This window comes from Pseudomonas izuensis (genome assembly GCF_002356535.2).
In the GTDB taxonomy this organism is placed as follows: Bacteria; Pseudomonadota; Gammaproteobacteria; order Pseudomonadales; family Pseudomonadaceae; genus Aquipseudomonas; species Aquipseudomonas izuensis.
Window position 1 is genome coordinate 421,120 of the sequence record NZ_AP017423.2, and the last position, 20,147, is coordinate 441,266.

The 20,147-nt window shown below is 61.9% G+C and carries 20 protein-coding genes; 2 read left to right on the top strand and 18 right to left on the bottom strand.

All coding sequences use genetic code 11. The features are described 5' to 3' along the window. Positions 1-5: 5 nt before the first annotated feature. Positions 6-1,223, bottom strand: a complete 1,218-nt coding sequence (locus tag LAB08_RS01900; RefSeq protein WP_372237732.1) for an MFS transporter — start codon at positions 1,221-1,223, stop codon at positions 6-8. A 176-nt stretch (positions 1,224-1,399) separates the two neighbouring features. Between LAB08_RS01900 and LAB08_RS01905 the strand changes: the two genes are divergently transcribed. Both LAB08_RS01905 and LAB08_RS01910 read left to right on the top strand, forming a co-directional pair. Further along, a complete protein-coding gene (locus LAB08_RS01905) occupies positions 1,400-2,302 on the top strand; it encodes a LysR family transcriptional regulator (RefSeq protein ID WP_096513786.1) in 903 nt (300 codons plus the stop codon). Positions 2,303-3,192: 890 nt separating this feature from the next. Next, positions 3,193-3,456 (top strand): DUF6124 family protein, encoded by a 264-nt coding sequence (locus tag LAB08_RS01910; RefSeq protein WP_096513784.1) that lies wholly within the window; start codon positions 3,193-3,195, stop codon positions 3,454-3,456. A gap of 126 nt (positions 3,457-3,582) precedes the next feature. Here the strand turns inward: LAB08_RS01910 and LAB08_RS01915 are convergent, their stop codons facing one another. From LAB08_RS01915 to LAB08_RS01995, 17 genes are all read right to left on the bottom strand, one after another. Next, the gene (locus tag LAB08_RS01915; RefSeq protein WP_096513783.1) at positions 3,583-4,809 is read right to left on the bottom strand and encodes a beta-ketoacyl-ACP synthase; all 1,227 of its coding nucleotides are present in this window, start codon (positions 4,807-4,809) and stop codon (positions 3,583-3,585) included. After that, on the bottom strand, positions 4,809-5,537 hold the full coding sequence (fabG, locus tag LAB08_RS01920) for a 3-oxoacyl-ACP reductase FabG (protein ID WP_096513782.1): 729 nt from the start codon (positions 5,535-5,537) through the stop codon (positions 4,809-4,811). Before fabG ends, LAB08_RS01915 begins: the two co-directional genes overlap by 1 nt. Further along, a complete protein-coding gene (locus LAB08_RS01925; RefSeq protein ID WP_096513781.1) occupies positions 5,534-5,995 on the bottom strand; it encodes a hotdog family protein in 462 nt (153 codons plus the stop codon). The genes fabG and LAB08_RS01925 overlap by 4 nt, the downstream gene beginning before the upstream one ends. Next, entirely contained in the window at positions 5,992-7,188 is a 1,197-nt protein-coding gene (locus tag LAB08_RS01930) for a beta-ketoacyl-[acyl-carrier-protein] synthase family protein (RefSeq protein WP_096513780.1), read from the bottom strand. Before LAB08_RS01930 ends, LAB08_RS01925 begins: the two co-directional genes overlap by 4 nt. Further along, positions 7,185-7,667 carry a hypothetical protein gene (locus LAB08_RS01935; protein ID WP_096515589.1) on the bottom strand — a complete coding sequence of 161 codons (483 nt, stop codon included), beginning with the start codon at positions 7,665-7,667 and terminating at the stop codon, positions 7,185-7,187. The genes LAB08_RS01930 and LAB08_RS01935 overlap by 4 nt, the downstream gene beginning before the upstream one ends. 119 nt (positions 7,668-7,786) lie before the next feature. Then, positions 7,787-8,512: a class I SAM-dependent methyltransferase gene (locus LAB08_RS01940; RefSeq protein WP_096513779.1), complete on the bottom strand. Its 726-nt coding sequence runs from the start codon at positions 8,510-8,512 to the stop codon at positions 7,787-7,789. Continuing rightward, positions 8,509-9,756, bottom strand: a complete 1,248-nt coding sequence (locus tag LAB08_RS01945; RefSeq protein WP_096513778.1) for an NAD(P)/FAD-dependent oxidoreductase — start codon at positions 9,754-9,756, stop codon at positions 8,509-8,511. Before LAB08_RS01945 ends, LAB08_RS01940 begins: the two co-directional genes overlap by 4 nt. After that, complete coding sequence (locus LAB08_RS01950; protein ID WP_096513777.1) at positions 9,743-10,903, bottom strand: cation:proton antiporter; 1,161 nt, start codon at positions 10,901-10,903, stop codon at positions 9,743-9,745. Before LAB08_RS01950 ends, LAB08_RS01945 begins: the two co-directional genes overlap by 14 nt. Continuing rightward, positions 10,900-13,239 carry an MMPL family transporter gene (locus LAB08_RS01955; RefSeq protein WP_096513776.1) on the bottom strand — a complete coding sequence of 780 codons (2,340 nt, stop codon included), beginning with the start codon at positions 13,237-13,239 and terminating at the stop codon, positions 10,900-10,902. The genes LAB08_RS01950 and LAB08_RS01955 overlap by 4 nt, the downstream gene beginning before the upstream one ends. Continuing rightward, positions 13,223-13,927: an outer membrane lipoprotein carrier protein LolA gene (locus LAB08_RS01960; protein ID WP_096513775.1), complete on the bottom strand. Its 705-nt coding sequence runs from the start codon at positions 13,925-13,927 to the stop codon at positions 13,223-13,225. Before LAB08_RS01960 ends, LAB08_RS01955 begins: the two co-directional genes overlap by 17 nt. Next, positions 13,924-14,349 carry an acyl-CoA thioesterase gene (locus tag LAB08_RS01965; protein ID WP_096513774.1) on the bottom strand — a complete coding sequence of 142 codons (426 nt, stop codon included), beginning with the start codon at positions 14,347-14,349 and terminating at the stop codon, positions 13,924-13,926. Before LAB08_RS01965 ends, LAB08_RS01960 begins: the two co-directional genes overlap by 4 nt. Continuing rightward, a complete protein-coding gene (locus LAB08_RS01970; protein WP_096513773.1) occupies positions 14,342-15,886 on the bottom strand; it encodes an HAL/PAL/TAL family ammonia-lyase in 1,545 nt (514 codons plus the stop codon). Before LAB08_RS01970 ends, LAB08_RS01965 begins: the two co-directional genes overlap by 8 nt. After that, positions 15,867-16,808 carry a lysophospholipid acyltransferase family protein gene (locus tag LAB08_RS01975; RefSeq protein WP_096513772.1) on the bottom strand — a complete coding sequence of 314 codons (942 nt, stop codon included), beginning with the start codon at positions 16,806-16,808 and terminating at the stop codon, positions 15,867-15,869. The genes LAB08_RS01970 and LAB08_RS01975 overlap by 20 nt, the downstream gene beginning before the upstream one ends. Beyond that, positions 16,805-17,539, bottom strand: coding sequence for a glycosyltransferase family 2 protein (locus tag LAB08_RS01980; protein WP_096513771.1), 735 nt, complete (start codon positions 17,537-17,539; stop codon positions 16,805-16,807). Before LAB08_RS01980 ends, LAB08_RS01975 begins: the two co-directional genes overlap by 4 nt. A 131-nt stretch (positions 17,540-17,670) precedes the next feature. Further along, positions 17,671-19,350 carry an acyl-CoA synthetase family protein gene (locus tag LAB08_RS01985; protein ID WP_096513770.1) on the bottom strand — a complete coding sequence of 560 codons (1,680 nt, stop codon included), beginning with the start codon at positions 19,348-19,350 and terminating at the stop codon, positions 17,671-17,673. Then, on the bottom strand, positions 19,347-19,892 hold the full coding sequence (locus LAB08_RS01990) for a COG4648 family protein (RefSeq protein WP_096513769.1): 546 nt from the start codon (positions 19,890-19,892) through the stop codon (positions 19,347-19,349). The genes LAB08_RS01985 and LAB08_RS01990 overlap by 4 nt, the downstream gene beginning before the upstream one ends. Further along, positions 19,889-20,143: an acyl carrier protein gene (locus LAB08_RS01995; protein ID WP_007992314.1), complete on the bottom strand. Its 255-nt coding sequence runs from the start codon at positions 20,141-20,143 to the stop codon at positions 19,889-19,891. The genes LAB08_RS01990 and LAB08_RS01995 overlap by 4 nt, the downstream gene beginning before the upstream one ends. Positions 20,144-20,147 lie beyond the last annotated feature (4 nt).

Genomic DNA, 20,147 nt, shown 5'->3' on the forward strand with positions numbered 1-20,147 from the left:
TTGTATCAGGCCTTTACACCGCCTAGCGGCGGCAGCTTTGCCAGTTTCAACGCCACCAGCAACGCGACCACCAGCAACCCGCCGATAAACATGCCGATGCCGTTCCAGCCGCCCAGATGCCAGAAATAGCCACCTGCGGTACCGGCGATGCTGCCACCGGCGTAATAGCAGAACAGGTACAACGACGACGCCTGACCCTTGGCCCTGGTGGCGCGGCGGCCGATCCAGCTGCTGGCCACCGAATGGGCGCCGAAGAAGCCGAAGGTGAAGACCAGCATGCCGAAAATCACCAGCGGCAGCGGCGTGAACATCGTCAGGGCGAGGCCGGCGATCATCAGCGCGATGGTGCTCCAGAGCACTTTGCGACGACCGAGTTTGTCCGCCAGCGCGCCGATTTTCGCTGAACTGTAGATACCCGACAGGTACACCACCGACAGCAGCCCGACAAACGCCTGCTCCATGTGATAAGGCTCGGCCAGCAAGCGGTAGCCGATGTAGTTGAACAGCGTGACGAACGCACCCATCAGCACAAAGGCTTCGAGGAACAGCAGCGGCAGGCCGGCATCGCGAAAGTGCATGGTAAAGCCGTCGAGCAAGCTGCGTGGATGCAGCGAACGGGCGCGGAAGTTGCGCGACTCCGGGAGGATTTTCCAGAACACCGCCGCCGCGATCATGGCCAGGCCGCCAATCACCAGCATTGCCGTGTGCCAACTGACGAAGTCGATCAACACGCCGGTAATCAATCGCCCGCTCATCCCGCCGATGGCGTTACCGCCGATGTACAGGCCCATCGCCAGGCCAATGTGGTGAGGGTGAATCTCTTCGCTCAGATACGTCATGGCGACCGCCGCCAGGCCGCTCAACGACAATCCGATCAGCGCGCGCATCACCAGCACGCCGTGCCAGCTCGGCATCATTGCGCTGGCCATGGTGAACAGCGCTGCGGCGAACAGCGCCGCGACCATCACCGGTTTGCGTCCGATGCGATCGGAGATCGGGCCGGTGATCAGCAGACCAATGGCGAGCATGCCCGTGGCCACCGAGAGAATCAGGCTGCTTTGCGCTGCGTTGATGGAATATTCGTGGGACAGCAGCGGCATCATTGGCTGCACGCAGTAGAGCAGGGCGAACGTCGCGAAGCCGCCACAGAACAATGCCAGCACCGTGCGCATGAACGCCGGCGTGCCTTTTTCGATATAGATCTCTTTGAGTTCAGCGACCACGTCGTCCTGTGCGGCAGGAGAAACTTCATGGGTGAGTGGAGCGACAGCAGTTTTCACGGTAGACCTCGGAGGAGCGCAGCCGGTCAGGCAATGAAAAAAGCATATAGCTGGCTAATGATTCAATCCAATATATTGTTCGACCTGTTTGATAGCTTAAACGACCTAATGGGGTTTCCATGGAATTGCGTCATTTGCGCTACTTCATTGCCGTCGCCGAGGAACTGCACTTCGGCCGCGCTGCACAGGTGCTGGGCATCTCCCAGCCGCCGTTGAGCCAGCAGATTCAGGCGCTGGAACAGGAGGTCGGTGCGCGTTTGTTCGAGCGTACCAATCGTCGGGTCGAGCTGAGCGAGGCTGGTCGGCTGTTTCTCGAAGAGGCGCGGCTGGTGCTGGCGCAGGTCGACAAAGCGGCAGACGTTGCGCGGCGGGCGCAGTTGGGGGAATTGGGCGAACTGAAGATCGGCTTCACCTCTTCAGCGCCGTTCAACTCGACGATCCCCCAGGCGATCTTCTCGTTTCGCCAGCGCTTCCCGGCGGTGCATCTGAACCTGCGGGAAATGAGCAGCACCCAGGTAGCCGATGCACTGGTAGATGAATCCATCGAAGTCGGGATCATGCGTCCGCTGGGGCTGCCCGATTCGCTCAGCGTGGTTGAGTTGATGCGTGAGCCACTGGTGGCGGTGCTCAGCTCCAAGGATCCGTTGGTGGAAGGCAGTGAAGAGGGCTTGTACCTGTCCGCCCTGGCCCTCGAACCCTTCGTGTTTTTTCCGCGCAGCTACGGCAGCGGGCTGTACGCCCAGTTGTTGAGCCTGGCGCGAGATGCGGGGTTCAGCCCGCATTTTGCGCAAGAGGCCGGGGAGGCGATGACCATTATTGGCCTGGTGGCAGCGGGCCTGGGAGTGTCGGTGTTGCCAGCGTCGTATCGGCGGATGCGTATTGATGGCGTGGTTTATCGGCCACTGCTGGATCCAGCGGCGGTGTCAGCGGTGTGGCTGGTGCAGCGCAAGGATCAGAAGTCGGCGATGGCCAGGGCGTTTGTGGAGTTGTTGACGAGGAAGGTTGAAGGTGTGGGCGTATGAGTGCGTGGATCTTCAGTCAAGACATTCAAAGTAACGGATCGAACTTAGTGGTTTTCCGGAATTTTGCGCAGAATCGATTTCTTTTGCCGAGTGCCAGGGATGCCACTTCTATACCAGCCACTCGGGATCGACAGGGAAAGCGTGCTTACGTTATCTCACAACTTGAAACAGACGAGTTTTCCGCAATAAAAACCGCGGTGCGCAAGGCGTTGGGATTGTGATGTCGCAGAAATTGGTGCAGAAAGGCGAGTTGCCATCGGTTGTCTACGATCCCCATTCGGACGATACTATCGACGTTCCCGAAAGGGGCTTGTGAGACTCTGAGGATCCTGGGCAACCAGCCATCGCAGAGCCAGGCAGGTACAGGGCGATGACAAGCCGACCTGTTTGTGAAGGGGCGCCGAAAGGCGCCCTTTGTCGTTTCCGGGGTTTCTGAAAACGGAAGGTTAAGTCACTGTAGGAGCGAGCCTGCTCGCGAAAAACGTCCAAACAACGTGTTCAATCAGGCAAAGCGCGTCACCGTTCACGAACATCGCGAGCAGGCTCGCTCCTACAGAAAATCAGAAGCTTCGCCACTGATTGTGGGACTTTTCTGAAGTGCTTCGAACAGGCTACAGCGCCTTGCGGCGCTGCCTACACCTACTCCAGAATCCGCCGGCTTGTGCGCTTTGAGGGCCGTCGCTAACTTGATTCGCGTCACTGATGGTCAGTGATCGGGTTTAGTAGCCCGTTTTCATATCTAGCGCATTGGCGCTCCTGATAGGCAGGTATGTCCATACCTGCCCTTGACGGTAGCTGTGCGCAGGGCGCCTTCGGGTGCGCCGGATTGATGTGGACCGGTCTACTAACCTGCGTACAGCTGCCACCCTTCTTTTTCAGGACGCTGACTCATGACCCATACGCCAAATCCACCGGACTCCGATCCGGACGCGCCACGCCAACCCAGTCCGATCTTCCTCATTGCCCCCGACATCGACAACCACACCCTGCTGGAATACGCCTGCGTATCGCTGGCCTCGGCAAATGTCATGGCGAGTGACTTCGCCAGAGACCTGAAGGGCTCGCAGGGCCACACGCTGTTGGGGATTCAGCAGTCGATCATGCTCGGAGAGCTGGCGGTGAACCGTGTGTTGGATAACCTTGATCAACCCTGATTGTCTGGGCCGGCGGGACCTTTGTGGGAGCGAGCCTGCTCGCGAAGGCGGCAATACAGGCGACATTTCTGTTGACTGACCTACCGCTTTCGCGAGCAGGCTCGCTCCCACAAGGGAGATGTTTGTTTACGACCAGCGCTTGAAAATCAACGACGTATTCACCCCACCAAACGCAAAATTATTGTTCATCACAAACTGGTTGCTCATCTGCCGGAACTCGCCGCGCAGGTAATCAAGTTTGCCGCAGTGCGGGTCGACCTCGTCGAGGTTGAGGGTGTGCACGTACAGGTCGCGGTTGAGCATTTCGATGCTGAACCAGGATTCCAGTGCGCCGCAGGCGCCGAGGGTGTGGCCGAGGAAGCTTTTCTGCGAACTGATGGGCATGTGTTCGCCGAACAGGCTGCTGGTGGCCAGGGTTTCGGCGATGTCGCCTTGCTCTGTCGCCGTGCCGTGACCGTTTACGTAGCCGATGTCCGACGGTTTGAGCCCAGCGTCTTCCAACGCCAGTTCCATGGCTCGGCGCATGGTGACTTGCTCCGGACGGGTGGTGTGCTGGCCGTCGGCGTTGCTGCCGAAGCCGACGATCTCGGCATGGATGTGCGCACCCCGGGCGAGGGCGTGTTCCAGTTCTTCCAGCACCAGCATGCCGCCGCCTTCACCGATCACCAGGCCGTCGCGAGCACTGTCGTAGGGACGGGGCGACAACTGCGGGGTGTCGTTTTTCAGGCTGGTGGCATAGAGCGCGTCGAAGACCATGGCCTCGGTCGGGCACAGCTCTTCGGCGCCACCGGCGAGCATCAGCGGCAGGCGTCCGAACTTGATGGCTTCGTAGGCATAACCGATGCCCTGGCTGCCACTGGTGCAGGCGCTGGACGTCGGGATCAGCCGGCCGGTAAGGCCGAAGAAAATGCTGATATTGGCCGCCGTGGTGTGCGGCATCATGCGCACGTAGGAGTTGGCGTTCAGGCCTTCGGCCACTGAGTTGAGCAGCATGTTGCCGAATGCCTTGATCTCGTCGGTGCTGCCGGTGGACGAGCCGCACGCGACGCCCATGCGCCCGTCCTTGATCGATTCGTCGCCCAGCAATCCGGCGTCGGCCAGCGCCTGTTCCGCCGCGCCGACCGCCAGCCGTGATACCCGGCCCATGCTGCGCAGCTGTTTGCGGGTCCAGTGCCCCGGCACCTTGAAATCATCGATGGGCCCGGCCAGGCGGGTGTTGAGTTCGGTGAAGCGATCCCATTCGTCCATCCGGCGTATGCCGCTGCGGTTGGCCGCGAAGTTGCCGACAATGGTGTCCCAGTCGCTGCCCAGTGAGGTGATGCCGGCCATGCCGGTGACGACGACGCGTTTCATCAACACAGGCCTCCATTGACGGCCAGAACCTGCCGGGTGATGTACGAGGCTTCCGCCGACATCAGGAAATTCACCGCGCCGGCCACCTCTTCGGGGGTGCCCATGCGTTGTGCGGGGATCATTTTCATCAGTTCTTCCACCGGCACGTTTTCATCGAGCATCGCGGTGTCGATCAGGCCGGGCGCGACACAGTTGACGGTAATCTTGCGCTTGCCCAGTTCGATCGCCAACGCCTTCGCCGCCCCGATCAAACCGGCCTTGGAGGCACTGTAGTTGACCTGGCCGCGGTTGCCGATCAACCCGGACACCGAGGTGATGCAAACAATTCGCCCGGCGGCGCGACGACGGATCATCGGCATCATCACCGGGTGCAGTACGTTGTAGAAACCGTCGAGGTTAGTGCGCATCACCACATCCCAATCATCCTCGCTCAGCGCCGGAAAAGCACCGTCGCGGGTCAGTCCGGCGTTGAGCACCACACCGTAATAGGCACCGTGGGTTTCCACGTCGGCTTCAAGGATGGTCTTACAAGCGGTGCGGTCCGACACGTCGAATTGCAGGATGCGCGCCTTGCGCCCCAAGGCCTCGATTTCGCCCTGCACCGCAATGGCGTCCGTCAGGCCGCTGCGGCAATGCAGCACGATGTCATGTCCGGCCTGGGCCAGGCGCAGGGCGATGGCGCGGCCGATGCCACGGCTGGAACCGGTGACCAGTACGGATTCAGTCATGATTGGGTTCCTTGGGGTTCATCAAGATATTGAGCCGGCTGAGGCGGGCGGTACACGTTCAGACGGGCGGTGGCGTGAATGTCCGGTGCGTTGATGTGGCATTCGAACACGCCCATGCCATTGTCGTCTTCCAGCGAGCGAATGCCGTGGATGGTCAGTTCGGTCCCCGCTGGAAAACTCTCGACGTTGCATTCGAACTTGCGACTGCCCAGCAGGAAGCCGAGCTCCACCGCATCCCCACGCTGGCGTGCATGGCAACCGGCGAAGAGCGCGACGCTCTGGGCCATCAGCTCAATGCCGACCCAAGCCGGCAGACTGCCGTCGGGGCGGTTGAACAGCCCGTCGGACTTGACCGTGAGGCGGGTATGAATCTGCTCCTCGTCGAACGCCAGGATCCGGTCGATGAGGATCATGTCGCCAGCGTGGGGCAGCAGTTCGGCGAGCGGCCAGTCAATCATGGGGCGTCTCCGATAATCAGGCTGACGTTGTTACCACCGAAGGCGAAGGAATTGCTCATCAGGTAGCGAGGACCTGTGGACGCCAGGCGATCGGTCGGGGTCACCCAATTCAGGGCGGGTAGCTCAGGATCCGGTTGACCGTCCCAGACATGCGGCGCCAGGGCGTGTTCATGATTGTCTGCGCTCAGGCTCAACCAGCAGAACGCCGCTTCCAGCGCGCCGGCCGCGCCAAGGGTGTGGCCGGTCATGGGTTTGGTCGAGGAGCAGGGCACGCCGACAGGGAACAGTGTGGCCACCGCCCGGCTTTCCATGGCGTCGTTGTGCTGGGTGGCGGTGCCGTGCAGGTTCAGGTAATTGATCTGTTGCGGTTGCAGGCCGGCGCGGTTCAACGCCTTGTGCATCGCTTGCAAAGCGCCTCGCCCAGCAGGTTCCGGCGCGGAAATGTGGTGCGCATCGGAGCTGGCGCCGCTGCCGAGCAGGGCAATCGATGGGTTGCCACCCGCCTGCTTGCTCATCAGGAACAGCGCGGCCGCTTCGCCGATGTTGATGCCGTTGCGGTTGACCGAGAACGGGTTGCAGCGCTGATCGGACACCGCTTCCAGCGCCGAGAAACCATTGAGGGTCAGTTTGCACAGGCTGTCGACGCCACCGCACAACACCACGTCGCAGACCCCGAGGTCGAGCAGGCGCTGGGCGCTCATCAGCGCCCTGGCGCTGGAGGTGCAAGCGGTGGAAATCACATAAGCGGGGCCGCTCAGTTGCAGCCAGTCAGCGAGAAAGCTGGCCGGCGCGCCGAGCTCCTGTTGCTGGTAGTCGTATTCCGCCGGGAATTGGTGCTCGCGGATGTAATGGGCCAGGCCCTGGCTGGCTTCGTCGATGCCCGACGTGCTCGTGCCAAGCACGACGCCGATACGGTCGCGGCCATACGTCTGGATCGCGTGATCGATGTCCTGGCGAATTTGCAGGGCGGCTTCCATCAGCAACTGATTGTTGCGGGTGTTTTGCCGGGACAGTCCGGCGGGAATCGCCGTCAGTTCGCCCCGCACCGCACCCACCGGCAAGGACCGCTGCGGCACCCAGCCGGCTTCGCTGCGCATGCCGGAACAATCGCCGGCAAACAGGTTGCGCGCAATTTCGTGCTTGTCACGGCCCAGGGAGCAGATGACCCCCAGGGCGTTCAGGTAGGCGGTCATGGTGCCTCCCCGCTCAGTGGCGTGACTTGGTATTTCGGACCTTTGGGCAGGTTCAATTCAAAGCTCATCGGTTGTGAATAGCGGACGTCCCAACGTTCCGGCAAGGCGCGTTGAGCGCCATGTTGCCAGGCGGCTGGATAGTTGCCGGACAGTTCGTCCTTGGGCGTGAGCGCAAACAACAACGCAGCGAACAGCTCACGGGCTTCCGGATTGGGCGGTAGCAGACCATCAGCACGCCACTCGCCGTCCACCAGTTTCTGACGAGCCTGGGGAATGCCCAGCAAGTCCATCATCGACCAGCGAATGGCCGGGCCTTCACGCTGGATCACCAGCACCCAGTCCTGACGCTGTTCGGCTTGCAGCCGCTGGATGTGCAGTTGCAGTGGCAACGACAGGTTGGGGGTTTGCTCGGGCAGCGGTGCCCGGCTGGCGCAAGCACTCAGCAGCAGAACAAAACCCAACAACAAAAATCGCAGAATACTCTCGACCCCTGTGGGAGCGAGCCTGCTCGCGAAGAGGGCATCACATCCAACATATCTATTGGCGGATGTACCGCTTTCGCGAGCAGGCTCGCTCCCACAGGGATTGAAGTTGAACATCACACAGCACCTTCAAGGGGTTTGCGCGCAACCACGTTGACCAGGGTTTCTTCCCGCTGGCCAAAGGGCTTCGGTTTGCTCAGGCCCAAACATTCCAACAGGCCAAAATCCTTGGCGCGGCTCCACCACAGGTACGGATAAGACACGTTTCGCGGGCCAAATTCGAAACCCTGTCGGCGAATCATCTCCAGGTACTGCGCGGCGCTTTTCTGCACGTGCATCGGGTGGCGGAACAGCCAGCGGATCACCCAGGTATCAATGTAAGCCTCGGTGGATTCGGCGAACAGCAGATAGCCGCCTGGCTTGAGCACACGGTAGAACTCGGCCAGTGCCTGCTCCTGCTCCACCAGATGATGAAAGGTCTGGTGGCAGAACAGCAGGTCAACGCTGGCGTCCGGTACATTGATACTGGCGCAGTCGCTGCCGATCAACTCCACCGTCATACCCTGATTGACCGCTTCTTCACGGCTGCGGTTCAGGCTGTGCGGGTCGGCGTCCACGCCGATCAAGCGCCCGGGCATGAAGGTCTGGCGCAGGTACTGGAATGACTTGCCCTGGCCGCAACCGGCATCCAGCAGCACCGGATGGCTTGGTGGGGCTTCGCTGAACAGGCTGCGCAAGTCGTTGACCGCCACGCGCAGCACATAGTGCTGCCAGGCATGGCTGCGCAGGAACCAAAGGCCGAATCGGGTTTCTTCGACGTAGTTGTCGCTCAAATAGCTCATGTCGCATTCCTTGCGCACAGTTCGGATATGACCTTCAACCGACGCTTGGCCTCGCTGACGAACGGATTGCGTTCGTCCCAGGCGTAACCGGCCAGGATCGAGCTGATCATGCGGCGGATTTCCGGCGAACTGCCCTCATGGAAAATCACATCCTGGAAAGTCCCCGAGTACCAGCCTTCGACGTAGCAACGGAAGGTATCGACGCCGCGCTTGAGCGGTTCGGCGAATTCTTTTTGCCAGTCCACCGCCTCACCCTGTAACTGGCGGTGCAGCACCCCGGCGGCCATGCTCGCCGAACGCATGGCGATGGTGACGCCAGAGGAGAACACCGGGTCGAGGAATTCCGCGGCGTTGCCCAGCAGCGCAAATCCAGGTCCATGCAGGGTTTTGACGTTGGCCGAGTAACCGCCGATGGTGCGCGCAGGCGTGTCCCATACGGCATTGTTCAGCACGCTGGCCAGACCTGGCGATTGGGCAATGAAACCGCGCAGGCAGTCGTCCAGATTGTCGGTGCGGCCCTCGAAGTGCTCGGCGGCCGCCACCACGCCCACCGAGCAGCGTCCGTTGCTGAACGGGATGGTCCAGAACCAGATATCGCGCTGGGTCGGGTGGGTGGTGATGAGGATCTTGGTGCGATCGAAAGCCGGGCTGTCGATAAAGTCTTCGACGTGGGTGAACACCGCCTGGCGCACCGGGAAGTTCGACGGTGCTTCGAGGTCGAGCAGGCGTGGCAGGACGCGCCCGTAACCGCTGGCGTCAAGCAGGAAATCAGCCTCGATGCGGTATTCGCTGCCGTCCTCGCGACGCACGCCAAGCTCTGGTTTGCCGTGATCGACAGTGACGCTGACGATGGCTTCGCCGTAACGGATTTCCACCCCTTGCAGCGCCGCCTGATCGGCCAGCAACTGGTCGAAATCGGCGCGCTGGACCTGGAAGGTCGTCGGTTTGCCATGGGTGAAGCTTTCGCTGAAATCGAAGGTGCTGTACTGCTCGCCCCAGGCAAATGCGGCGCCGGTTTTCAGCTGAAAACCGGCAGCGTTGACGGCGTCGAGCATGCCCGCTTCTTCGACGAAATCCAGGCAGTGGCATAACAGGCTTTCGCCGATGGAAAACCGTGGGAAATGCTGGCGCTCGATCACCAATACATCATGTCCCTTGCGCTTGAGCAGCGCGGCGGCGATGGCACCCGAAGGGCCTGCGCCGATAACCACGATCTGGCGATGTTCCGTTTCAACGGTTGGCATGAGGCCTCCTTGCCGGAGCGGCAGCGTTCAAGGGAATCCGGTGCATGCCGGCCAATGCCGGCAGCAGGGTCGCGACCAGGCCCATCAGCATGAGCGCAAAGTACAGCGCCGGGCTGATGAGCTGTTGTTGCAGCAGCAGGTTGAGAAACACGATCTCACTCAAGCCGCGAATGTTCAGCAGCACGCTTTCCCGCCAGCGGCTGGCACCCTGGAACGAGGCGCCGGCCCAGCCGAGACCGAGCCAGTTGCCCAGCAGTTTGCTGGCAATCGGCAACAGCAGCAACGCCGCCAGTTGCACCCAGCCAAGACTGTCCAACGCGCTGTGCACGTTGATTTGCACGATGCCGAAGGTAAGGATCAGCGGAATGGCCATGTAGGTCTGCAAGCGGCTCATCCAGATCGCCGGCAGCGGCAGTACCAGCGGCGCTTTCAACGCGGCCATGATCAACACATAGCCAATGCCGAAAATCAGCGCATTGAGCTTGTAGTGTTCGGCCACCACCAGCAGGGCGAAAAAGCTCAGGCTGTACAGCCAGAGTTGGCGTAACCCCAGCAGTCTCAGCAGCACGGGCAGGCAGGCGCCGGCCAACGGCAGCAAAAGGCTGCTCAGGTGCAGGGTGCCCTGGGCGATGGCAAACAGGGTCCAGCAGGTGAGGTCGATGAGGATCGCGGTCTGCACCAGCCGTCGGGTGGCGGCGGGCGGGTAATCGATATGCCGCAGGTACAGGTACAGCACCGGGATCGCGGTTATCGCGAACAACAGGCCGACCGCCAGTGAGCTGATCCAGGGTTGCGCCGGCAACAGCCAGACCGCCGTGGCGAGGCCGCAGGCAAACGGAATACAGAAGCTCGGCAAGGCGATTTTCAGGCTCTGGCGGTCCAGGTGCAGGTCGATCACGTCGCTGAGGATATAGCCCAGCAACAGTGCGAAACTGAGGCTATACAGGTTTTTCAGCCAGACCGGCGACACCAGCGCCGCGCCGCTCAATTGCCATTGCGGCTCGATCCAGAAGTACATCAGCAACGGCAGGCCAACGGTCGCCAACAGCAACTGACTGACGATCGGAATCAAGCCGAAGTGGCGACCGATTCGGGTCGCCACGGCGAACAGCGTCAGGGCCATTGCCCAAAACAGTGCAATCATCATGCTGTCGGCTCCGCGACCGTGGCCGCCTGCACCTGGCGACCGGCCCAGGGGGCGAGCATGAAACTGAACATCAGACCCAGGCTGACCGACAGGCCGAAATTACTCACTGCCGGCGTGCTCGACACCGCCAGCAGGCCGAAGGACAGCCAGGTGGTCAACGCCGCCAGCAAGGTGCCCAGCAGGCTGACGGCGGCGCCGCCGACTTGCTCGCGCATGAGGATCGCGTAGTCGACACTGATCGCCGTCACCAGCAGCAGTCCGAAAAGACTGAACAAGGTGAGCGGCTGCCCCAGCCAACCGAGGCTGGCGAGGCTGCACAGCGCGGCCAGCAGCGGCAGGGAGACGATGCGCAGTGCGCCGCCGAAGCCGAACGGCAGGATCAGCACCAGTACGATCAACACGCAGGAAGCAAGCTTCAGTTCTGCGGCACTGATCTGGGTCGCCGCGAAGACGTTGTTCAATTCACCCAGCCGATCCACCAGCGTCACCCCCGGCAAATCTTTGGCCTGGACCCGCAGCAGGGAAGGGTTGTTCAGGCCTTGCAGGCTGACCATCGCGGCCACGCCATCAGCGGTCGGCCCAAGCCACAACAGGCGATAAGGCTCGGCCAGGGGGCCGGACAGTGCGACGTCGATGTCTTCGACGGGCAGCGCCCGCAATTTCGTCAACTCCGCTTGCAGGGCCTCCACCGGCACGCCGACATCGAGCAACGGCTGCCAGAACTGCGGCAGTCTGTTCAACGCATCGCGCACCTGACGCTGTTCGTTCGGCGGACTGACCAGTTTATTGAGCGACAGGTAACCCTGGAGCTTTTCCAGGTTGACCAGTTGATCCAGGCGTTCGCTGAGCGCGGCCTGGCGCTCGAGCAATTGCTGTTGGTTGGCCGCCTGTACCAGAAAGAACTGGCTGGTGGGTTGATAGCCGGTAATCCGTGCGATGGTTTGTGCTTCGTCGGTCAATTGCTGCGGCGCACCGACCCATTGGCGGATGTCATTTTTCGTTTCGAGCTGCAACAGGCCGCCGGCGCAGAAGGCAATCAACAGCGCCAGCAGCACCGGCGTGTGCAAGCGCTTGAGCAATGCTTCACGCAGTCCCAGCAAAAACGCGGACACCCGCAATGGCCACTGTGCCGGCCGCAGCTCCACACCCTTGAGCAGTGCCGGGAGCAGGCACACGGCGGACAAATAGGCACCCAGCAGGCCCGCGGCGGAGAACACCGCGATCTGGGTCAGTGCCGGGAACGGGGTCCAGGCCAGCGCAAGGTAACCGATGGCGCTGGTGATCAGGCTCAGGGTCAGGCCCGGCAAGGTCAGGCGCAGGGCCGGCCAGCTGTGCCAGGGTTTCAGGCTCCAGCCTTTGGACAGGTAATGCAGCGGGTAATCGACCGCGACGCCGATCAGGCTCGAACCCAGCACCAGAGTCATCACATGCAGATGGCCAAACAGCGCCACGCAGGCTACTGCACCGAACAGCATGCCCACCAGCACGGGGACGAAAGCCAGCAACACACGCCAATTGCGGAATGCCAGCAACAGCAGCAACAGGATCCCGAACGTGGCACCGCCGCCGACCCAGGTGATCTCACGGCTGGCTTGCTTCTGACCGTTGGCGGCGTAAAGCAGGCCACTGGCCGCCAGCAGTTGCACACCGGACTCGGCGGCTTCCTCGCGGCTGTGTTGGAGCAGGTTGGCCACTTGCAGCGGCAGGTTCATGTCAAAGGCGTTGCCGGTGCTCCGCGCGCGCAGCAATACCCAGCTTTTGCCGTTGGCATCGGCAATCAATGCACCGCTGCCGATGTCCAGTTGCACCGAACCGTGTTGTGGCTGGCTGTTTTGGATGCGCCCGGTCAGGCCCAGCCAGTCGTCCTGGCTGGGCACCAGGCTGAAACCGGTGAAGGGGTCGAACAGCGCCTGCACCCGTTGCTGGATAAACGCGTCCGGGTGCTCGATCAGTTGCTGCCGGTCATCGGCCGAGAGCATCGCCAGTCGGCCTTGCAGCAGTTGCGTGCGCAGCGCCGGCAAGTCGGCTTGCAGGTTCCACTGGACCTTTTCGAACAGGCCGCTGGCTTGCCATTGATCACCCAGTCTTTGCGCCATGGCGATGGCTTGTTCGCGATGTTCATGGCCAACCAGCACCAGCATTTCGCGATTCAGCGGTTCTTGCATGCGTTGTTCGGCGCGCAGTTCCAGGGCGTCCGGCGCGGTGCCGGGCACCAGTTCCATCAGGTTGGCCGATACCGGTGCACCGTCGCGCCATTGCCAACCGGCGAGCACCAGCACTGCCAGCAGCAGGATCAGGAACAACCGCGGCAGACTGCGCTCACTCGGCAAAGTCATGTTGCTCCGCGTCGCTCAACGGTTGGGTGCTGGTGCTGTCCTGCATGCGCAACAGCGTGCTGTCGCCCTGGGTTTCCAGCAGCTCGATGCTATGCACCAGTTCGCCACCGGTGATGTTGATCTGATTGAACACCTGCTTGAGCAGCATCGAGCGTGGCACCAGCGTCAGCTTCCAGTGCTGTGCGTCGCCGTTCAGAGACAACTCGAAATCCCGTTGCAGTCCACTGCTGTCGCCCTGCAGCACGGCGAGAAACAAGCGGTTCTGCTCGGCACCGGCGCTCTTGCCCGGCAGCATTTGCCAGCCGCCGGCATCACGTCGGGCGATGCCCTTGGCGGTGATGCGGTAATCCTGCTGCAGCGGGGTTTTGAGCAGCCACAGCAATCCGTGGTTTTTCGCCAGGACGAAGGTGCCCTTGCTGGTCAGCGGCTGAGGCAGGGCGCGCAGGTGTTTTTCCTGGACGAAGTTGCCGTGGATGACGTCGGGTTTGGCCAGTTGATCGCTGAGCTGTTGCAGATCGAAGGCATGAGCCAGCCCCGGAACACCCAGCAACACACAGAAAACTGTAGGAGCGAGCTTGCTCGCGAAAAACCTGAGAGCGCCACGGAGTGTCAGGTGCCCAGCGTCATCGTTAACCACCATCGCGAGCAAGCTCGCTCCTACAGGGGAGCGGGGGTGGCAGAAAATCATGGCAGGGCCCTCTCGACAGCGTCGGTGAAGACCTTCGGCGAGGCCAGTTGCATCTCGCGGTTGCTCATATCGACGGCTACCTGCACGGAAACGGCGCGGGTCAGGCGTTCACCGGTTTCCAGATCGCTGATCAGGTAATTGATCTTCAAGCGGTTCTCCCACTCCACCAGATTGGCGCGCACGTTCAGCCGCTGGCCAAACACCGCGCCGCGCACATAACGCAGTTGCAGGTCGATCACCGGCCACGCGTAGCCCGTTTCAGACATGGCCGTGTAGTTATGGCCGATCTTGTCCAGCAACGCGCAGCGGGCGATTTCCAGGTATTTGATGTAATGGCCGTGCCAGACAACGTTCATGCTGTCGACGTCAAAGAACGGCACGAGGATTTCCGTATCGGTGTGGAGCACTCCCTTGCTACGCATGCAGCCTCCAGTGTTGTTCGGCGATTCGTTGCAGGCACAGGCGCAACTCGCCTTCCAGCGCGCGGTCTTCGATGACCGGCGGGAAGTCCCTGGACAATTCCTCGTGCATGGCGGCCAGGGCGGGTGGCAGCGGTCGTGCATCGTCCGCCTGTTCGCGCAGCCACACGCCCTGATTGGCAGCCAACAGCGTGGCGGCGGCGACCTGTTCGGTCAGTTCCAGCACGCGAATCGCATCACGGGCGGCGATGGTGCCCATGCTCACCTTGTCCTGATTGTGGCACTCGGTGGAACGGGAAAACACGCTGGCCGGCATGGTGTTTTTCAGCGCTTCGGCGGTCCAGGCGCTGGCGCCGATCTGCACGGCCTTGAAACCGTGGTTGAGCATCGCGCGCTCGGCGCTGGCACCGGACAAATTGCTCGGCAGTCCATGGTTATAGCGTTCGTCCACCAGCAGCGCGAGCTGGCGATCCAGCAGATCGGCGACGTTGGCCACCAGGTTTTTCAGGCTGTCCATGGCAAAGGCGATATGGCCGCCATAGAAGTGCCCACCGTGCAGCACGCGTTCGGCCTCGGCGTCGATGATCGGGTTGTCGTTGGCACTGTTGAGTTCGATCTCGATGAACGAACGCAACCAGTTCAGGCTGTCGGCCAGCACGCCGAGCACGTGGGGCGCACAACGCAGGGAATAGCGGTCCTGCAGGCGATGCAGCGGCGCGGTCGGTGCGTCGATCGCCAGATCCTTGCGCAACCACGCGGCGACTTGCATCTGCCCCGGGTGCGGTTTGGTGGCGAACAGGCGTTCGTCGAAGTGCTCCGGATTGCCTTGCAGGGCGACCACGTTCAGCGCGGTGATGCGGGTCGCCAGTTGCAGCAGGTAATCGGCGCGGGCGTAGGCCAGGCAAGCGAGCCCCGTCATCACCGCTGTGCCGTTCATCAGGGCCAGCGCTTCCTTGGGACGCAGCACCAGCGGCTGCCAGCCGAGTTCACGGTGCACATCGGCCGCCTGACGGCGTTCGCCACGGAACATCACTTCGCGCTCGCCGGACAGGGTGGCAGCGACATAGGACAGTGGCGTCAGATCGCCGCTGGCGCCTACCGAGCCTTCTTCCGGGATCAGCGGCAGGATGTCGTGTTCGAGGAAGGCTTGCAGGCGCTCCAGCAGTTCCACGCGCACCCCGGACACGCCGTGGCACAGCGACTGTAACCGCGCCGCCAGCACCGCCCGGGTGGCCTGGGCGTCGAGCAACTTGCCCAGCCCGCAGCCGTGGAACGTGTACAAATGACGGGGCAACGCCTCGACGTGATGCAACGGAACCGCCACCACGCAGGAATCGCCGTAACCGGTGGTCACGCCATAGATCACGCCTTCCTTGTCCAGCAGGGAATCGAGAAAGCGCGCGCCCTTGGCGATACGCTCGCGGTACGCGGGATCACCCTGCAACTGTGTCGGCGCCTGGCGGTTGGCCAGGGCCAACACGTCTTCGATGCGCAAAGGGAGTTCGCCGAAGGTTACCGGCTCAAGCGTTGGCGTCGTCATCGGTTTTCCAGAAAGGGTAAAAGTTGAACCATTGTTGAGGTGCTTCGAGGCAATAGTGACCCAGGCGCTGGGCATAGCGGGAAGCCCACTGATGAATGACCTGCTCGCGCTCGCTGCGGTTCCAGGTGATGGTGTCAGCGAAAGGTTCAATGGTCAGTCGATAGTCGCCGTCGGGCTTTTTCAGGCACAGCAGCAGGTTGATCGGGCATTTCAACAGGCCGGCCAGCAGCCAGGGGCCTTGCGGGAATTTTGCCGGGTGGCCGAGGAAGTCCACGGTCACGCTGCGCCCGCCATGCAAGGGTACACGGTCGCCGGCAATCGCCAGCCACTCGCCGCGTTCCAGGCGTTCGTGCAGTTGCAGCATGATCACCGGGTCCAGTTCGCTGACTTGGATCAGACGCAGATTGGTCGCACCGGCTTCGCCCAGCAACCGGTTGAACTGTGCGGCGTGCTTGGTGTGCACCAGCACGTTCATCGTGACCTTCTCACCAATCTCCGCCAGCGCGCGGCAGACTTCGAGATTGCCCAAATGCGCACCCACCAGCATCTGCCCGCGTCTGCCGCGCAGTTTGTTGCGCAGCAGCGCCGGGTCGATGATTTCGATCTGCTCGATGCTCAGCTTGCCGTTCCATACGTCGAGCTTGTCGAGCATGGAGTCGGCGAAGGCCATGAACTGGCCGAACACTCGCCACTGGGTCGGGCGCAGTTCGCTGCGACCGCTCCAATCGGCGAGCCGCCGCTGGTATTGCCAGGCGCTGTGGCGGGCGCTGCGACCGAACAGGAAAAAGTACAACACGATGCCGTACAGCAGCGGGCTCAACAGTCGGCGACCGAGCAGTCTGGCGGCGCCCGCGGTGAATTTCATCAGCCAGAAGCTGCCGCGTTCCTCGCGATCGGCCCAGTGTTGCTTGTCGGCGTTCATGCTCGCCACCGCCGCCAGAGAATCAGGGGCGAGCGCAGCAACATGCCGAAAAACAGCCGGGTGTGCATGCTCGAAATCAATACGTTGTCGTGGAACATCCGGAAGTGCGAAACGCCGTCCAGGGGGTAATGGACTTTGGTTTTCAGCCACTTCATCGGCTGATTGCGCCAGGCCAGGCGCACCAGAATGTCCGAGTCGAAATCCATGCGCTTGCCGATCTTCGCGGTGTCGATCAGTGCCAGGGCCGGTGGCAACGGATAGACGCGGAAACCGCACATGGAATCGCGGATCTGCAATGACAGGGTATTGATCCAGACCATGACGTGAGTCAGGTAGCGGGCGTACAAGCGACCTTTCGGCACGCTGGCGTCGTACTGCGGATAGCCACAAATCACGGCCTCGGGATAGGTGCGTGAGTGTTCGATGAAGCGTTGGACGTCCTGCAGGTCGTGCTGGCCGTCGGCGTCCACCTGCAAGGCGTGACTGAAGCCCAGGCGCGCCGCTTCACGCAGGCCGGTCATCACCGCACCGCCCTTGCCCTGATTGGTGGCGAGGCGGATCAGGTGAATGTTGTCACGCCGGGCCAGTTGGTCCAGAACAGTGGCGCAGGGCTTGTCGCTGGCGTCGTCCACCAGGATGCACGGCAAGTCGCTGGCCAGCAGCGCGTCGACCACGGTGGTGATCGCGGTTTCGTGGTTGTAGACCGGGATGACGGCGCAGGGGTTATGCATCTTTGGGTACACCTGAGGGATCGAGGTGTCTGCATCGCGAGCAGGCTCGCTCCCACAGGGGGGCTGTGGTGCTCACCCGCTCAGTGTGGGAGCGAGCCTGCTCGCGAATGAGTGCGCAGCACTCACCAATCTTAAGCATGCTCTGCCTCCAGCAATATCCGCCCGCTGGAGCAGGTGGCAGTTTCATTGCGATAGGTGAAATAGAGTTTGCTGCGGGTTGGGTCGAAGCGCAGGTGCAGCTGGACTTCATCCCCCGGACGCACCAGTTGCTGGAACTTCAGCACTTCCATGCCGGCGAATTTTGCCGGCAGGTTCATCAAGTGCTGGCCCAGGTTCAGCGCCCACTCCACTTGTACCACTCCCGGCAGCACAGGAGCCCGGGGAAAGTGGCCGCTGAAATAGGCCAGGTCCGGTGGCACGGCCAGTTGCAGGCTCCATTCGCCCTCGGTTTCAATCTGTTCCAGCACCTGCGGCACCTTGGGGCGTGGTGCCAGCAGCAGGGCTTCGACGTCGGCCTGGGGCAGTTTGCCTTGAGGGTTCAGCGGTAGTTGCCGCAGCAAGCGCCAGCGCCGTGGCAGGGCCAGGGCTTCACAATGCTGGCTCAGGTGTTGGCGCAATTCCTCGGTGAGGCTGCGTCGGCCTTGATTGCGCAAGGCGTGCAACCCGGCTTCGCTGAGAACCAACAGCACTCCCAGTGAAGCCCGGCTTTCCTGGACAACACCCAGCCGCGCTTCAGAGACCCACTCATGGGCCGCCAGCGCCTGTTCCAGCATTGGCAGCGAGATCCGTTTTTCTTCCAGTTTGACGATCCTGTCCAGTCGCCCGAGCAGTTCGAAACGGCCATCCGCCGCGATTCGCGCGGCATCGGCGGTGTGTTCGACGTGGCCGGCGGGCAAGTAGGGCGAGGTGATGAGCAATGCGCCGTCACTGTCCTGGCTCAGTGCGACATCCGCGAAGGGCTGCCACAGATCGAGTCCCTGGCGCCAGGCGATGCCCCCGGTTTCCGAACTGCCGAAAATTTCGGTCGGCCATTGATGCAGGCGTTCGTTCAGGCTCTGCGCCGCCTCGGCCGGTAATGCACCACCCGAAGAAAATACCCGACGCACTGCGCTCAAGGCTGGCCAGTCGAGATTGTCGCCCATTCGTTTGAGCAGCGCCGGGCTGGTGACCCAGGCGAAGGCCGGGTGTTCGCGACTGGTGCGTTGCAGGTCTTCCGGAAAGGCCAGTTGCAGGCGTACGAATGGGCGCCCGGCGCACAGCGGCCACAACACCCGAAACAGCAGGCCATAAATGTGTTGGGTGGCGACGCTGCCAATAATGCAGGCGGGGCCCAGGTCGGCACCCCACAGCCGTTCCAGGGCTTCGACTTCATTGACCAGCTGGCGCAGGCTTTTTTCGATGCGCTTGGACTCACCACTGGAGCCGGACGTGCACAGGCTCAGGGAGCAGTGATCCAGATCCAGCGCCGCAGCATTGAGAGGTGGGTGGCTGAAATCGTTCAGATGGGCGTCATTGGGCTGATCGGTCAACCACAGGTCGACTTCGCCCGACCAGCGCTGACGAGTCTGGGCTTGCAGGTCGGCCGGCAACAAAACGCTGACCCCGGCGCGCCAGGCGCCGAACAGGGCAATCGCCAGGTCGGCGGCGTCTGCCAGGTGCACGGCGATGCGTTGCACGCCCAGGGCTTGCAAGCCGGCGGCCAGGCTCAGGGCCTGTTCGCACCACTGCGCGTGATTCAATGCCGGGTCGGCCGTTACAGCACGCTCCGGCTGAGCCTTGAGCAACAGGTGCTCAAGTTTTATCCAATTCATGAGTGGCCTCGTACCCGTTGTCGTATGAGCCATTCAATGGCAAACATCAGACCTATCAATCCGTAGGAAATCAGGCCGGTGTACAACGTCCACCAGCTCAGCGGCGCCCAAAGCGTCAGGGCGGCGGCGCACAAACCGTTGCAGAGAAAAAAAACGCTCCAGGCGATGGTGACCTGGCGGGTGTAGCGAATGCCTTCGACGGGTAGATGCCCCTCACGCAGTTGGGCCAGGCGCTCAACGATCGGTGGACCGTAAATCAGACTCGACCCGAACAGCACTAGCATGAACCCGCTGATCAGTACCGGGTACCAGCGCAATAACGCCGGGCTGTCGAACAGCGCCAGCAACAGGCAGAACACGATGGCCACCGTGGCCATCCACAGGCTGCCCGGTCGCCGCCGTCCGGTCAGCGCCCGCGCCAGCCACAGACTGCCCAGCAGCAAACCGAACTGCCATGGCGCAAAATGTTCCATGCCGAAATACACCGCGAAGGGGTACAGCAGGCCTGCCAGCAGCAGGCCGAGGCCGATCAGTCGGCTCATGCGGCCGGTTGAACCAGGCGATAGACCGCCTCGACCACGTCACTGACAGTGCGCACCGATTTGAATTCCTCGGCGGCGATTTTCTTGCCGGTCTGACGTTTGATGTGATCGATCAGATCGACCGCATCAATGCTGTCGATTTCCAGGTCCTGGTACAGGTTGGATTCGAGGCTCACCCGTTCGGGGTCCAGTTCGAACAGCTCGACCAGGGCATCGCGCAGAGTGTTGAAAATGTCGTCACGAGTTTGCATGGTC

Bases quoted from the DNA above. Each gene is read 5' to 3' on its own strand.
- LAB08_RS01905 (WP_096513786.1), top strand. From the start codon at position 1,400: ATGGAATTGCGTCATTTGCGCTACTTCATTGCCGTCGCCGAGGAACTG.
- LAB08_RS01910 (WP_096513784.1), top strand. From the start codon at position 3,193: ATGACCCATACGCCAAATCCACCGGACTCCGATCCGGACGCGCCACGC.
- LAB08_RS01915 (WP_096513783.1), bottom strand. From the start codon at position 4,809: ATGAAACGCGTCGTCGTCACCGGCATGGCCGGCATCACCTCACTGGGC.
- fabG (WP_096513782.1), bottom strand. From the start codon at position 5,537: ATGACTGAATCCGTACTGGTCACCGGTTCCAGCCGTGGCATCGGCCGC.
- LAB08_RS01925 (WP_096513781.1), bottom strand. From the start codon at position 5,995: ATGATTGACTGGCCGCTCGCCGAACTGCTGCCCCACGCTGGCGACATG.
- LAB08_RS01930 (WP_096513780.1), bottom strand. From the start codon at position 7,188: ATGACCGCCTACCTGAACGCCCTGGGGGTCATCTGCTCCCTGGGCCGT.
- LAB08_RS01940 (WP_096513779.1), bottom strand. From the start codon at position 8,512: ATGAGCTATTTGAGCGACAACTACGTCGAAGAAACCCGATTCGGCCTT.
- LAB08_RS01945 (WP_096513778.1), bottom strand. From the start codon at position 9,756: ATGCCAACCGTTGAAACGGAACATCGCCAGATCGTGGTTATCGGCGCA.
- LAB08_RS01950 (WP_096513777.1), bottom strand. From the start codon at position 10,903: ATGATGATTGCACTGTTTTGGGCAATGGCCCTGACGCTGTTCGCCGTG.
- LAB08_RS01955 (WP_096513776.1), bottom strand. From the start codon at position 13,239: ATGACTTTGCCGAGTGAGCGCAGTCTGCCGCGGTTGTTCCTGATCCTG.
- LAB08_RS01960 (WP_096513775.1), bottom strand. From the start codon at position 13,927: ATGATTTTCTGCCACCCCCGCTCCCCTGTAGGAGCGAGCTTGCTCGCG.
- LAB08_RS01965 (WP_096513774.1), bottom strand. From the start codon at position 14,349: ATGCGTAGCAAGGGAGTGCTCCACACCGATACGGAAATCCTCGTGCCG.
- LAB08_RS01970 (WP_096513773.1), bottom strand. From the start codon at position 15,886: ATGACGACGCCAACGCTTGAGCCGGTAACCTTCGGCGAACTCCCTTTG.
- LAB08_RS01975 (WP_096513772.1), bottom strand. From the start codon at position 16,808: ATGAACGCCGACAAGCAACACTGGGCCGATCGCGAGGAACGCGGCAGC.
- LAB08_RS01980 (WP_096513771.1), bottom strand. From the start codon at position 17,539: ATGCATAACCCCTGCGCCGTCATCCCGGTCTACAACCACGAAACCGCG.
- LAB08_RS01985 (WP_096513770.1), bottom strand. From the start codon at position 19,350: ATGAATTGGATAAAACTTGAGCACCTGTTGCTCAAGGCTCAGCCGGAG.
- LAB08_RS01990 (WP_096513769.1), bottom strand. From the start codon at position 19,892: ATGAGCCGACTGATCGGCCTCGGCCTGCTGCTGGCAGGCCTGCTGTAC.
- LAB08_RS01995 (WP_007992314.1), bottom strand. From the start codon at position 20,143: ATGCAAACTCGTGACGACATTTTCAACACTCTGCGCGATGCCCTGGTC.